11 protein-coding genes are annotated in these 14,042 nt (G+C 72.2%); 7 read left to right on the forward strand and 4 right to left on the reverse strand.

Annotated features, from left to right (window positions below; all coding sequences use genetic code 11):
- Positions 1 to 31 precede the first annotated feature (31 nt).
- Together EAO77_RS19890 and EAO77_RS19895 are read right to left on the reverse strand one after the other, a co-directional pair.
- Positions 32 to 1,078: a CBS domain-containing protein gene (locus EAO77_RS19890; RefSeq protein WP_147989641.1), complete on the reverse strand. Its 1,047-nt coding sequence runs from the start codon at positions 1,076 to 1,078 to the stop codon at positions 32 to 34.
- Complete coding sequence (locus EAO77_RS19895; protein ID WP_147989642.1) at positions 1,075 to 2,892, reverse strand: DUF262 domain-containing protein; 1,818 nt, start codon at positions 2,890 to 2,892, stop codon at positions 1,075 to 1,077. Before EAO77_RS19895 ends, EAO77_RS19890 begins: the two co-directional genes overlap by 4 nt.
- Before the next feature lie 175 nt (positions 2,893 to 3,067).
- Between EAO77_RS19895 and brxD the strand changes: the two genes are divergently transcribed.
- The 4 genes from brxD (at position 3,068) to EAO77_RS19915 (ending at position 9,067) form a co-directional block, all read left to right on the forward strand.
- On the forward strand, positions 3,068 to 4,417 hold the full coding sequence (brxD, locus tag EAO77_RS19900) for a BREX system ATP-binding protein BrxD (RefSeq protein WP_147989643.1): 1,350 nt from the start codon (positions 3,068 to 3,070) through the stop codon (positions 4,415 to 4,417).
- Positions 4,417 to 6,591, forward strand: a complete 2,175-nt coding sequence (locus EAO77_RS19905) for a DEAD/DEAH box helicase (RefSeq protein ID WP_147989644.1) — start codon at positions 4,417 to 4,419, stop codon at positions 6,589 to 6,591. Before brxD ends, EAO77_RS19905 begins: the two co-directional genes overlap by 1 nt.
- Positions 6,592 to 6,882: 291 nt before the next feature.
- Positions 6,883 to 8,019, forward strand: a complete 1,137-nt coding sequence (locus EAO77_RS19910) for a phospholipase D-like domain-containing protein (RefSeq protein ID WP_147989651.1) — start codon at positions 6,883 to 6,885, stop codon at positions 8,017 to 8,019.
- Positions 8,020 to 8,167: 148 nt separating this feature from the next.
- A complete protein-coding gene (locus tag EAO77_RS19915) occupies positions 8,168 to 9,067 on the forward strand; it encodes a restriction endonuclease (protein WP_147989645.1) in 900 nt (299 codons plus the stop codon).
- Between the two features lie 2 nt (positions 9,068 to 9,069).
- Here EAO77_RS19915 and EAO77_RS19920 read toward each other — a convergent pair whose 3' ends face one another.
- Positions 9,070 to 9,981: an Lrp/AsnC family transcriptional regulator gene (locus EAO77_RS19920; RefSeq protein ID WP_147989646.1), complete on the reverse strand. Its 912-nt coding sequence runs from the start codon at positions 9,979 to 9,981 to the stop codon at positions 9,070 to 9,072.
- Between the two features lie 202 nt (positions 9,982 to 10,183).
- Here EAO77_RS19920 and EAO77_RS19925 point away from each other — a divergent pair, with 202 nt between their 5' ends.
- Both EAO77_RS19925 and EAO77_RS19930 read left to right on the forward strand, forming a co-directional pair.
- Positions 10,184 to 11,227, forward strand: coding sequence for a C-terminal binding protein (locus EAO77_RS19925; protein WP_147989647.1), 1,044 nt, complete (start codon positions 10,184 to 10,186; stop codon positions 11,225 to 11,227).
- On the forward strand, positions 11,224 to 12,099 hold the full coding sequence (locus tag EAO77_RS19930) for a class II aldolase/adducin family protein (protein ID WP_261994040.1): 876 nt from the start codon (positions 11,224 to 11,226) through the stop codon (positions 12,097 to 12,099). Before EAO77_RS19925 ends, EAO77_RS19930 begins: the two co-directional genes overlap by 4 nt.
- A 90-nt stretch (positions 12,100 to 12,189) precedes the next feature.
- Here EAO77_RS19930 and EAO77_RS19935 read toward each other — a convergent pair whose 3' ends face one another.
- On the reverse strand, positions 12,190 to 12,948 hold the full coding sequence (locus tag EAO77_RS19935; RefSeq protein ID WP_187283320.1) for an SDR family oxidoreductase: 759 nt from the start codon (positions 12,946 to 12,948) through the stop codon (positions 12,190 to 12,192).
- Positions 12,949 to 13,082: 134 nt separating this feature from the next.
- Here EAO77_RS19935 and EAO77_RS19940 point away from each other — a divergent pair.
- A partial coding sequence (locus EAO77_RS19940; RefSeq protein WP_187283321.1) for an alkaline phosphatase D family protein occupies positions 13,083 to 14,042 on the forward strand: 960 nt, incomplete at its 3' end.

Here is a 14,042-nt window from a genome sequence, read left to right on the forward strand (position 1 = left end):
CCCGGCACTAGTACCGGGACACCCCGACGCCTCACCCCGCGAACGTCCGCAGCAGCTTCGCGAAGGTCCGCAGCTCGTCGAGCAGCTCCTGCGGCAGCGGCTTCTCGTCGAAGTGGGCGATCCGGTTGCGGATGTCCTTCACCCGCCTCAGGCGGCCGAGGAACTGCTCCCTCGGCATGCTCGGCCACTTCAGGGCCGCCCAGTTGGCATCGGCACGCTCGGCCAGCGACGTCTTCGACTGGTCGCCGTCCAGCAGTCGCAGGTAATCGCCGAACATGAGGTCCGAGACCTTGCCCGTGCGCTGCTCGGCTTTCTTGTTCGTCTGGACCGCCTTGACCGCCTCCTCGTCCAGCGCGGCGCCCAGACAGCGGCGCAGCAGGGACTCGATCTCCCCGACGAGGAAGAAGGGCCGCGCCGCGCCTTCGAAGCGTTCCGTGACGTCCGCGGCGGTGATGATGCCCGAGAGACAGCCGTCGTCGCCGCGGACCAGGAGGTAGCCGTGCTCACGGATACGCGGAAGCTCGGAGAAGAACTCCTGACGGGTGTCGGCTTGGGGAACGGAGTCCTTCTCCATCGCGTTCTCCACCGTCGGCTCCTTGCCCGCCTCGTACATCCTCGCCACGGACGCCCAGGTGATCACCCCGTGGAGCTGGGCCATACCGGTCGTCACCGGGACCTGGGAGAGTCCGCTGGTGTGCATCAGGAACGTGGCATGCGAGAGAGGTGTCGCGGGGTTGACGGACTGCAGGCCGCTCCGCGCCGACGGGATGTCGCCGAGCAGCAGACGCTGCGGGAGCGCGGCCGAGGGCAGCGCCTCCTCGGTCTCGTCCGCCTCCGCATCGACGGGGCCCGCCTGCGCCGGGATCGACGCGAGCGGCACCACTTCGACGCTGCTCCGCTGCCCGCAGACCGCGAAGTCCGGCAGGGTCGTCAGCCCGGCGTCCGTGAGCGCCTGTGCGATGCGGTGCACCGTCCGGTGGTCGCGTACCCGGACCTGGAACAGGTCGAGGATGTCCTGCACCGGGACGGTACGGCCCTTGAGCGCGGCGATGTCCTGGCCGGTGGGTGTGCTCGTCATCGGGCGTCGTCCTCCGCGAGGTCGCGGAGCATGGTCCGCTTGCCCATGGCGGCGTGCACCAGATCCTGCAACTGACGGGAGCGGTCGCGGTAGAAGCGCTCGTAGTCGTTGTCCCGGAGCGCCTCCGGATCGATGAGATGGGTGGCGACGACGTCGTCGAACCACTCGGGGCGCATGTCGGACGCCGCGACCATGGCGGACAGGTAGGAGGACGGCGCCCCGGTCATGTCCATCGCAGCGCGGTACGACAGCGGGGTCTTGTTCACGATGGAGCTCGTCGGCAGGCCGCCGCTGTTGCCCCGCCGGAACCAGGTCTTGGGGAAGACCTGCCGGACGTCCACGCCGTACTCGTCCAGCCGGCCGGGCTTGAGCGGGCTGTCCGTGTGGTGCCAGTCCACCGCGCCCTGCTTGATCAGCAGGGCGTAGATGCCCTTGTAGGCCGCGCTGTTGCGGGTGGTGAGGCTGTCCAGGCGGTCGGCGATGAAGTATGCGTCCGTGACGGTGTCCGGCGCCCTGTCGTCCTGCGCGATCCAGGGGACGAGCTGTTCGACGTCACGGGTGAACCGGGTCTCGGTGGAGCCGCCGTACATCTCGCCGAGTACCCCGCACCAGAACCACTGCTCGGTCCTCTCCTCGGCGCCCAGGCCGTCGAGCGCGGCGTCCAGGATGGCCCGGACGGCGGCGAGCGGCACGAGCTGCGTCTTGTACGGCAGATCGTTCGGCCGGACGATGCACTGACGCTCCAGGAAGTCGCCCACCCAGGCGAAGGCGTCGGCGAGCTTCGGAGCCAGCCGGACGAAGTCGGCCAGGGGGAGGTCCAGCAGGTCGCGGCGCTTGCACGACACGGTCGCCCCGGTGCCGGCCTGCTTCCGCTCCCAGGTGCGCACCAGCGCGATGGCCTGCAGGAAGTCGATGCTGCTCAGACCGTTCTCGAGGCCGCTCTCCAGACGGCCGAACACCGGGTATTTGGCAGCCAGCGCCTGCTTGATCTCCCGCCACACCTCGGGCAGCTGGTAGTAGTCCCCGGTCCCGTCCACGTAGTCGCGGTCCCCGGCGTACGTGGCGGTCAGCAGCTCGAAGACGTTCAGGGGCACACCGCCCGTGTTGACCCGCTCGAACACCGCGCAGACGGCGTCCATGGAGGTGGAGGCGGCGAGCCGGATCATCGGGACCTGGAAGGCGCGGATCTGCTGGAGGACCACATCGTTGAACTGGCCCCACAGGTCCCAGTTCCGGGTCTCGTCCGCCTTGATGTACGCCATCATCCACTGGTTCACGCGCTGGGCGTCGAAGACCAGATGGAGCGGGAAGAGGCCCGCCGCGCACTCGCCCTCCGTGGTGCTCAGGTCCAGCAGCACCGTGCGGTTGAAGTCGCCGCGGAACACCTTGTCGGACGGGACGGACACAATGGCCTCGTCGCGGTCCGCGGACGGACCGATCGCCTTCTCGATGTCGACGTAGTACCAGCGCTGGATGGGCTTGCCCCGGGAGTCCGCCGTCTCCACCGGGGCGTCGAGCCACAGCGCCTGGAACAGTGAGGTGAGGCGCTGCTGCCCGTCCAGCAGGAGGAGATCGGCCTTCGGGTCGCCCGCCGGCTGCGCGCCCGTCAGAGTCCGCGAACGGAACCGGGTGGCGCCGCCCGTCTGCAGCGTCATCACCACGCCGAGCGGATAGTCCAGCGTCACCGTCGCGATGATGGCGCGGATACGGTCGTCGTCCCACTTCCAGTTCCGCTGGAAGTCGGGCAACTGTAAGGAACCGGATGCCACATCCGCGAGGACGTCCTTGAGTTTCACATTGTCGAGCGCCGCCACGTTCGTCCCACTCCCACCCTGAAATATGTACGGAGAGTGATTCCAGCAGCGTTTTCGGGTGACCGTCAACCGATTCAACGAAGTGGGGCCTGCCACGGTGTCGGTGGTGCGCGCCCGGGCCGTCGTCTTCCCGTCGCCGTCCGGAGACGACTGGGGAAATGGAACACTGGTTGCCGTGAGCACCACCGGATCCCCGCGCCCCGCCCAGGTGAGCGCCGCCCGCCGCCGTACCGTCATCGACGCGCTGCGACGCGGTGCCGTGCCCGACAGCGGACTCGACCTGCTCGCCACCGGACTCGACCGGTTCGAAGCCGCACTGGACGCGGAACTGGACGCCGTCGCGTCCGGCGGCTCCGTGTTCAAGGCCGTGCGGGGCGAATACGGGTCCGGCAAGACGTTCTTCACGCGCTGGCTGGGGGAGCGGGCGAAGCGCCGGAACTTCGCGGTGGCCGAGATCCAGGTCTCGGAGAACGAGACCCCGCTGCACAAGCTGGAGACGGTCTACCGGCGGCTCACCGAACGCCTCACCACCTCCAGCTTCCCGCCCAGCGCGCTGCGGCCCGTCGTCGACGCCTGGTTCTACGCGCTGGAGGAGGACTCCCTCGCGGACGGCGCGACCGAGGAGGAGCTTCCGGCCGCGGTGGAGAAACTGCTCGCCGCACGGCTCGCCGAGGTGTCGCGGCACGCCCCGTCGTTCGCCACCGCGCTGCGCGGCTACCGGGCCGCCCTCGCCGAAGGCGACGAGGCGACCGCCGCGGCCGTCCTGGCCTGGCTCGGCGGCCAGCCGCACGTGGCCGCCTCCGCACGGCGGTCCGCCGGAGTGCGGGGCGACCTCGACCACTTCGGCGCGCTCGGGTTCCTGCAGGGGCTGCTCACCGTGCTGAAGGACTCCGGACACAACGGGCTGTTCGTGGTCCTCGACGAGGTCGAGACGCTGCAGCGGGTACGCTCCGACGCCCGCGACAAGGCCCTCAACGCGCTGCGGCAGCTCATCGACGAGGTGCACTCCGGCCGCTTCCCCGGCCTCTATCTGGTGATCACGGGAACCCCGGCCTTCTACGACGGCCAGCAGGGCGTGCAGCGACTGGCCCCGCTCGCCCAGCGGCTGGCCACCGACTTCACGACCGATCCGCGCTTCGACAACCCCCGCTCCGTGCAGATCAGGCTTCCGGGGTTCACTCAGGAGTCGCTGACCGGGCTCGGCCGTACCATCCGCGACCTCTACGCCGATGCGGCACAGGCGCCCGAGCGGGTTCGGCAGGTCGTCGACGACGCCTATGTCGCGGACCTTGCGACGGCCGTCGGCGGGGCGCTGGGCGGCAAGGTCGGGGTGGCCCCCCGGCTGTTTCTGAAGAAGCTCGTCGGGGACGTGCTCGACCGCGTGGACCAGTTCGAGGACTTCGACCCACGGCAGCACTACCGGCTCACCGTCGCGAGCAGCGAACTCACCGACATCGAGCGGAACCTGGCCGCCACGGTCACAGGAGGCGCCGCGTCCGCCGACGACATCGACCTGGAGCTGTGATGGCGGACGGGAGACCTCGGGATCGAGGTGACGGGGGGGCCGACGTACTGGACCGGCTCGACCCCGTCGTGCTGCACCACATCGTCAACACCCTCGGCTGGCCCGATCTGCGCCCGCTGCAGCGCGCCGCGATCACGCCGCTCATGGCCGGGCAGGACGCGGTGCTGCTGGCACCGACGGCGGGAGGCAAGACGGAGGCGGCCTGCTTCCCCCTGTTGTCGGCGATGACCGAGCAGAAGTGGACCGGTACGTCCGTCCTGTACCTGTGTCCGCTCAAGGCACTCCTCAACAACCTGGTCGGCCGCGTCGACACCTATGCCCAATGGCTGGGGCGGCGGGCTGCGCTCTGGCACGGCGACACCAAGGAGTCGGTGAGGCAGCGCCTCCGGGCAGAGGCGCCGGACATCCTGCTGACCACGCCCGAGTCGCTGGAGGCGATGCTGATCGGCGTCAAGACCGATCATGCACGTCTGCTGGGGAGCGTGCGTGCCGTCGTCGTCGACGAGGTGCACGCGTTCGCCGGTGACGACCGGGGATGGCATCTGCTCGCCGTGCTCGAGCGGCTGGAGCGGGTCACCGGACAGGCCATCCAGCGCGTGGGGCTCTCGGCGACCGTCGGCAACCCCGACCAGTTGCTGCGCTGGCTGCAGGGCTCGGGAGCGGGCAGCCGTACCGGTCAGGTGGTCGCCCCGGCGGTGCTGTCGCCCCCTGCCGGAGGTGGGCACGACGACGCGGCGCCGCCCCGGCCCGCAGGCGAGGTGGAACTCGACTACGTCGGCTCCCTCGACAACGCGGCCAAGTTGATCGCCGCCCTCCACCGAGGGGAGAAGCGGCTCGTCTTCTGCGACTCGCGACGCCAGGTCGAGGAGCTGGGAGCCGCGCTCCGGGCGCGCGAGGTGACGGTCTTCCTGTCCCACGCCTCGCTCTCCGTCGACGAACGCACCCGTTCCGAGCAGGCGTTCGCCGAGGCCCGCGACTGCGTCATCGTCTCCACGTCGACCCTCGAACTCGGCATCGACGTCGGCGACCTGGACCGCGTCATCCAGATCGACTCACCGGCCTCCGTCGCCTCGTTCCTGCAACGCATCGGCCGCACCGGTCGGCGGGCGGGCACCCTGCGGAACTGTCTGTTCCTCACCACCAGCAAGGACACCCTGCTGCAGGCGGCGGGTCTGCTGCTGCTCTGGTCGCGTGGCTGGGTGGAACCCGTCGTTCCGCCACCGGAGCCGCGCCATCTGGTGGCCCAGCAATTGCTCGCCGTCACCCTGCAGCAGCACAAACTAGGGGACCGGCTGTGGGACCGGCAGTGGAACGGCCTCGCCCCGTTCGACCGGTCGGCCGCGCCCATCGTGCGCCACCTCGCCGACGAGGGCTTCCTCGACAGCGACGGCGGGATGCTGTTCGTCGGTCCCGAGGCGGAACGCCGCTTCGGGAAGCGGCACTTCATCGAACTGACCGCCTCCTTCACCGCGCCTCCGCAGTTCACCGTCCTGTCCGGACGCACGGAGATCGGCCGCACCGACCCGAGTGTCCTTACGGAGGAACGCCCCGGGCCCAGGCGGCTGCTGCTCGGCGGACGCAGTTGGCAGGTCACGTACATCGACTGGCTGCGCAAGCGCGTCTTCGTCGAGCCGGCCGACGGCGGCGGTGTGGCCAAGTGGATGAACGGCGGCGTCGCCGGGCTGTCGTACGCCCTCACGCGTGCCATGCGGGAGGTGCTGCTGGGCGCGGATCCGCCGGTCCTCCTCACCCGGCGGGCACAGGCACGTCTGGCCGAGCAGCGCGAAACGGACGCACCTGGCACGGTCCACTCCGGGGGCACCTTGATCACGCGTGTCGGCGCCGACGTCCGGTGGTGGACATGGGCCGGCTACCGGGCGAACGCGACCCTCGCGGCCACTCTCCAGGCGGTCGCCGACCCCGTGCAGCGGCCGACCGACAGTTGGCTGCGCCTGCGCGAGGACCTCACACCGGCAGCCTGGCATGCGGCCCGCGAGAGCGTCGGCGAGAACCTCGTACTGCCCGCTGTGGACCCTCGGGCGGTACGTGGCCTGAAGTTCTCCACCGCTCTGCCGGAGCGACTCGCGGTGGCCACGGTCGCGGCCCGCCTGGCCGACTTCGAGGGCGCCCGCTCGGTGCTCGGCGAGTCGGCCCGCCTCCAGCACGACGGGTGAATCGGAGAGCCGGCAGGCGGTCATGGGAGCCGAGGTCGGTGGGGCCCCCGGACGGAGGCTGCACGGTGTGTCCGCGCCTGTCACGGAGCGTGGCCGGGGTGGATGGCGCGTGGCGAGGGTCTCGGCGGTGGCGGTGCCTGCCGGGGCGTGGCCGGGGTATGCGGCGAATACCGGCGCCGGGACCCGGTCACCGACGGGCCCGGCACGACCCCAGGTGGAACCGTGACGAGTACATGTGACGAACAGAGACCCACGGCCCCGGCCGCCTCCCTCGACGAGCGCAAGCAGCGGATGCGGCGCCGGCTGGAGCGGTTGATCGGGATCGCCGCCACGGAGGGGAACGCGCTGCTGCCGCTGCGCAACGGGGACGAGATCTTCGCCGCCATGCTGGAGAGCATCCGCTCGGCGGAGCACACCGTGGACATGATGACGTTCGTGTACTGGCGCGGGGAGATCGCCCGGCTCTTCGCCCAGGCGCTCGCCGACCGTGCCCGTGACGGGGTGCGGGTGCGGCTGCTGCTGGACGGTTTCGGCAGCCGCCTCATCGAGGCGGACCTGCTCGATCTGATGGACCGGGCCGGGGTCGAGGTGGCGTGGTTCCGCAAGCCCCTGTACCTGTCGCCGCTCAAGCAGAACCACCGGTGCCACCGCAAGGTGCTGGTGGTGGACGAGTCGGTGGCCTACACCGGCGGCGTGGGCATAGCCGAGGAGTGGTGCGGCGACGCCCGGAACGCGAACGAATGGCGCGACACCCACGTGCAGGTCCGCGGCCCCGCGGTCGACGGCATCGCCGCCGCCTTCGCGCAGAACTGGGCGGAGTGCCACGACTGCCTCTTCGACGACCGGGACCGCTTCACCGCCCATGAGCCGCAGGGTGACGCGATCGTCCAGGTCGTCCGCGGGTCGGCCAGTTTCGGCTGGCAGGACATGCAGACCCTGATCCGGGTCATGCTCGAATCCTCGCAGGAGCGCTTCCGCCTGGCCACGGCCTACTTCGCCCCCGACCAGTACTTCGTCGACCTGCTGTGCGCGACGGCACGGCGCGGGGTCGAGGTGGAGATCCTGCTGCCCGGCCCCCACACCGACAAGCGGGTCTGCCAGCTCGCCGGCCAGAACCACTACGAGGAACTCCTCGCCTGCGGTGTGCGCATCCACCAGTACCAGCCGACGATGATGCACGCCAAGGTCATCACGGTGGACCGGATCGCCGCCCTGACGGGGTCCACCAACTTCAACCGGCGCTCCCTCGACCACGACGAGGAGGTCATGCTCGCCGTCCTCGACGAGGAGTTCACCGCCACCCTCGACCAGCACTTCGACGACGACGTCCGGGCGAGCGAGCTGATGGTGCCCGGCCGCTGGAAGCGGCGCCCCGTCCGCCAGCGGCTGGCCGAGCTGTCGGTCGCCCCCATCCGGCGCTTCCTGTGACCGGCCGGGGGCCGGAGGGGGAGATCCGCGGCCGTGGATCGCGAGTCGGTTCCTCGGACACGTGAACGCCCGTTGCCTGGGCACACGTTGAGTCAAGTGATCATCACAGCGCCCCGAGGGGCGTCCGAGGAGGGGGTGACCGCCGCGTATGACCGTACCCATCCGACGGCCACGGCCGGTGACGGCACGACGGGCCTTCAGTCTCCGGCAGACGGTGCTGTTCTTCGCGCTGGTCGCGACGGCGCTCTGCGGGGCCGCGCTCACACTGAAACTCATGGCCGGAGCGGTCGGCGACAACCCGGTGACGGGGGTGCTCGTGGCCGGTGCGGTGGTCGCCGCGGCGGCCTGGCTGCGCAAGGCACGCCGCCGCCGTGCCGCGGCCCGTCTCGCCGGAACGCTGGTCGAGGCCACCCACCGGGCCGCCGCCGAACTGCCCGTGCGGGAGCCCGCGCCGGCCGTACCGGCGACGGCGGGGGTCCTCCCCGATGAGCCCGAGCCGACGAGGATCCTCCCCGGGGCGGGGGACGTGCTCGTGGAGCCGCGGGACGTGGTCGCCGAACCGGGGGAGGTGTTCGCCGAGCCGGGAGAGGTGCTCGCGGAGCCCGGGGAGGTGCTCGACGACCCGGGGCCGGAGACCTTCGAGGCCGCCGACTACGGCGCCATGGACGCGCTCGCCTTCGAGCACGCCGTGGCGGCCCTGTGCGAACGGGACGGCTGCACCGACGTCGAAGTCGTCGGCGGCGCGGGCGATCTGGGGGCGGACGTCCTCGCGACCGCCCCGGACGGCCGGCGCGTGGTCGTCCAGTGCAAGCGGTACGGGCCCGTGAACAAGGTCGGTTCCCAGGAGGTGCAGCGCTTCGGGGGCACCTGCTTCGCCGTGCACGAGGCCCAGATCGCGGTCGTCGTGACCACGGGCGAGTTCACGCAGCCCGCCGCCGACTACGCCGAGCAGTGCGGGATCCGGTGCGTGGACCACGCCGGGCTGGTCGCCTGGACCGAGGGCAGCGGTCCCGCGCCCTGGGACGAGGCGGTGCCGGACGCCGTCTGAGGCTATGCCCGCGGCCCGGGCGGGGGTGCCCCCGGGTCGTAGCGCTCCTTGACCAGCTCCAGGTGGACCCAGCTCTCCACCTCCCGCACGCCGGCCAGCGCCCGCATGGCGTCGAGCGTGGTCCGCACCGCGCCCAGCGACTCCGCGGAGACGGTGCCGACCAGCTCGGCGCGCCCCAGGCAGGCCGAGAGGAACGAGACGCGGTCCCATCCGGAGAGCTCCGCGGCCACCGGCTCGCGCTCGCCGGTGAGGCGCAGCGCGAAGCCGCACAGGTAGCCGAGGCCCAGGACCTCGGGCCGTACCAGCGCGAGCACCTTCACCACTCCGCCGTCCAGCAGGCGCAGCGTCCGGGACCGGGTGGCGCCGGGGGAGAGGCCGACGCGTTCGGCGAGGTCGGCGAAGGGCAGCCGCCCGTCCTGCTCCAGCTCGGCGAGGATCCGCCGGTCCGTGTCGTCCAGGTCGCCCGCCGTCGGGCTCCGGGTGAGCAGATACGGGTCCTTGAGGTGTCGCGTGCCGATCAGCGGGTCCAGGGCACGGACGCCGGGCAGCGCCCGCACCCGGGCGATCGCGCGGTCCAGCGCGTCGAACCCCTCCGTGCGGAGTTCGGCCATCACGGCGTGACGGCCCGCGGTCAGCGAGACGAACGGCGCCTGGGGCATCGCCGCGATCCGGTGGGCGACCGCCTCGGCCGGCCCGTCGGTGCCGACCGACAGATGGGCGGACGCGGTCAGACCGCGCACCTCGGGGTGGACCACGGCGACGACCCGCACGGCCCCCGAGTCGAGCAGCCGCTGGACGCGGGCCCGTGTCGCCGGCCGGGACAGGCCCACCCGCCGGGCGAGGGTCTCGTAGGCGAGGCGCCCGTCGGTCTGCAGTTCGCGGACGACGGCCAGGTCGATGCGGTCCAGATCCACCTGGGCGGTCCCCTCGGGTCGGCGGCCCGGTCCGCGCGCGGCCGCGCCCGGGTCCGGTCTCATTCTCGGCCACGCGGCGCGGGGTCGGCCGCGAAGGTGATCGGTATCACGAGCGTACGACTCGGCGAAGAATGGACAAGCAGCTGAATCGAATCGTACGTTCACTTCGTCATTGACCGACGAATCATCTGTTGAGGGTCGTATGGATCAGCCCATCGCCGTGTTCACGGACACCGAGGACCTCGATCCGGAGCCCGGCGCACGGCTGCTCGCCGACGCCGGCTTCGACGTCCGGGTCGCCGGCAGCCGCGACCCGGACGTGATCGCCGCCGCGGCCGCCGGCGCCACGGCGCTGATCGTCGGCTACGCCCGCGTCGACGCCGGTCTGCTGGACCGGCTGCCCTCGCTGCGGATCGTCGCCACCATGTCCGCGGGGCACGACATGGTCGACACGGCCGAGGCCCGGCGCCGCGGCCTGTGGGTCACCCATCTTCCCGACGCCGCCACCGAGGACGTGGCCGTCCACGCCCTCGCGAGCACGCTGTCCCTCGTGCGGCGCCTGCCGCAGGCGGACGCCGTCGTCCGGTCCGGCGGCTGGAGCGAGGACTTCACCGCAGCCGAACTCCCGCGCAGGGCGAGCGGCCTCACCCTGGGGCTCGTCGGCTTCGGCCGGATCGCGCGCCGCTTCGCCGCGCTCGCCGCCCCGGTCCTCGGCGGCGTCGCCGCCTACGACCCGCACGCGGACCCGGCCGGATGGCCGGCCGGCGTCGCACGGTACGACGACCTCGGGGCCCTCGCCGCGGCGGCGGACGTCCTCTCGCTGCACGTGCCGCTGACCCCGGAGACCCGCGCCCTGGTGGACGCCCGGCTGCTCGCGCGGATGCGCCCCGGGTCCTTCCTCGTCAACGTCTCCCGCGGGGAACTCGTCGACGCCGCCGCCCTGCTGGACGCCCTCGCCTCCGGCCGGCTCACGGGGGCGGCCCTCGACGTCTTCCCCGTCGAACCGCCGCCCGCCGGCGACCCGCTGCGCGGCCACCGGCGGATCCAGCTGTCCCCGCACAGCGCCTTTCTGAGCGACTCCTCGCGCCGCGCCTACGTGTGCGGGCCCGCCGAGAACGTCGTGGCCTGGCACCGCACCGGCCGGCCCCTGACCCCGGTCGTCGACCCGACCGCCGGGCACCCCGTCGCACCGGCGGGACACGCGACCGCACCCACCACCGCATCCACCGAAGGGGCCCCCGCATGACCGCCGCACCGACCGCCACCCCCGCCGCCGCTTCCGCCTCGGACGCCACCCCCGCCGCAGCAGCCGCTTCCGCCTCGGACGCCTCCGCCGCCGATGCCTCCGCCGCCGACGCCGACGCGTCGGCGTACGCCGCCGAGGAGCTGCGCCTGCGGCGCGAACTGGCCGCCGTCTACCGGCTCGTGGCCCACTTCCGGATGACCGACCTCATCTTCACGCACATCTCGCAGCGGCTGCCGGGCCCCGAACACCACTTCCTCATCAACCCCTACGGTCTCCTCTTCGAGGAGATCACCGCGTCCAGCCTGGTGCGGATCGACCTGGACGGCCGTCCCGTCGGACCCACCCCGTACCAGGTCAACCCGGCCGGCTTCGTCATCCACAGCGCCATCCACGCGGCCCGTCCCGACGCCCACTGCGTCCTGCACACCCACACCAGGGCGGGCTGCGCCGTCGCCGCCCAGCAGGGCGGGCTGCTGCCGCTGAACCAGATGTCGATGGAGTTCCACAACCGGGTCGGCTACCACGACTACGAGGGCGTCGCCCTCAACCTCGACGAACAGGCCCGCCTGGTCGCCGGCATCGGCACGCATCCCGCGCTGATCCTGCGCAACCACGGTCTGCTGACGGTCGGCGAGAGCGCGGCGCAGGCGTTCCTGCGCATGTACTACCTGGAGAAGGCGTGCGAGATCCAGGTCACCGCGCAGGCGAGCGGGGTGCCGCTGGTGGTGCCGCCGGAGGAGGTGTGCGCGTACACGGCGCGGCAGCTGGCGGGCGAGGCGAGCGCCGACTTCCAGGACGACGACGCCTACGACCTCGCCTGGGCGGCGATGCTGCGGCTGCTGGACCGGATCGCGCCCGACTACAAGGACTGATCACCGGACGCCTGGGGCCCGGGGTGCGGCCCGGCCCCGTGACGCCGCCCGGCGGGGCCCGGCCCCCTTCGAGGGCCGGGCCCGCGCGGCTCAGCCCCGGCCGATGTACGGCATGTTCGTCGCCAGGACGGTCGCGAACTGCACGTTCGCCTCCAGCGGCAGCTCCGCCATGTGCCGCACGGTCCGGGCCACGTCGGCCGCGTCCATCACGGGCTCCGCCGCCAGTTCGCCGCTCGCCTGCCGGACGCCCGACTGCATGGCCAGCGTCATGTCGGTGGCCGCGTTGCCGATGTCGATCTGGCCGCAGGCGATCGAGTAGGGCCGCCCGTCCAGGGAGATCGATTTCGTCAGCCCCGTCAGCGCGTGCTTGGTCGCCGTGTACGGCGCCGAGTCCGGGCGGGGCGTGTGCGCCGAGATCGAGCCGTTGTTGATGATCCGCCCGCCCTGCGGATCCTGGTCCCTCATCTGCCGGAAGGCCGCCTGCGCGCACAGGAAGGCGCCCGTCAGGTTCACGTCGACGACCTTGCGCCACGCCTCGTGGGGCAGGTCGGCGAAGGGGATGCCGCCGGGGCCGAACGTGCCCGCGTTGTTGAACAGCAGGTCCACCCGGCCCCAGCGCTCCCGTACGGCCCCGAACAGGGCGGCCACCGCGTCCGGTTCGGTCACGTCCGCCGGCACGCAGAGCGTGTCCGCGTCCCCGCCGGCCAGCTCCGCCGTCTCCTGGAGCGCACCGGCCCGGCGGCCGGCCAGGGCGACGGCCCAGCCGGCGCCCGCGAGCTCCAGCGCGACACTCCGGCCGATGCCCGAGCCCGCTCCCGTCACCACCGCGATCCTGCGTACGTCGTCCATGGTCGCGCAGCGTACGCGCACCGGGCGGGTGCGGAACTCACCCGACCGCCATGCGGATGTCGGACCACGGACAACGAGGATTCGCCACGGGCCACTGCCATGGACGCGGACACCATCCGCCAGGGGAGGGCCCTATGACAACCGTTCAGCCGCACCACGCCGCAGAACTCAGAGCCGCCGCCGCGCACCAGCTCGGCCGCCGCTCCTTCCTCACCGTCACCTCGGCCGCCGCCGCGCTGGCCTTCAGCGTCGGCCTGCCCGGCACCGCGCACGCCGCCGAGGCCGACGCCCGGCGGATCGGCGCCGACCCGTTCACCCTCGGTGTGGCGTCCGGCGACCCGGGGCCCTCGTCCGTGGTGCTGTGGACCCGCCTCGCCCCCAGCCCCTACGAGCCCGGCAGCGGGCTGCCCCGGGCCCGCTTCACGGTCCGCTGGGAGCTCGCCCACGACGCCCGCTTCACCCGGGTCGTCCGGCGCGGCGGTGCCACCGCGCACCCCGAGTTCGACCACAGCGTCCATGTGGACGTCACCGGCCTCGACGCCGACCGCGTCTACTTCTACCGCTTCCGCGCCGGCGAGTGGATCAGCCCCGTCGGCCGTACCCGGACCGCCCCCTCCCGGCGCGCCCGCATCAGCGAGCTCAGGCTCGCCGCCGTCTCCTGCCAGGCCTACCACGACGGGTACTTCACGGCGTACCGTCACCTCGCCGACGAGGACCTCGACGTCGTCCTCCACCTCGGCGACTACCTCTACGAGTACGCCGTCACGGCCACCGGCGGCGCACGCAACGACACCGACCGCAGGCTGCCCGCCCACTACAACCGCGAGACGGTCACGCTGGAGGACTACCGGCTCCGCTACGGCCTGTACAAGTCGGACCCGGACCTGATGGCCGCGCACGCCGCCCATCCGTTCGTCGTCACCTGGGACGACCACGAGACCGAGAACAACTACGCGGGCGGGACCCCCGAGAACGACGTGCCGCCGGAGGAGTTCCTGCTGCGCCGGGCGGCGGCCTACCGCGCCTACTGGGAGAACCAGCCGCTGCGGACGCCGCAGCGGCCCACCGGCCCCGACATGCGGCTCCACCGCCGC

This window comes from Streptomyces sp. T39, from assembly GCF_008042045.1.
Lineage (GTDB): Bacteria > Actinomycetota > Actinomycetes > Streptomycetales > Streptomycetaceae > Streptomyces.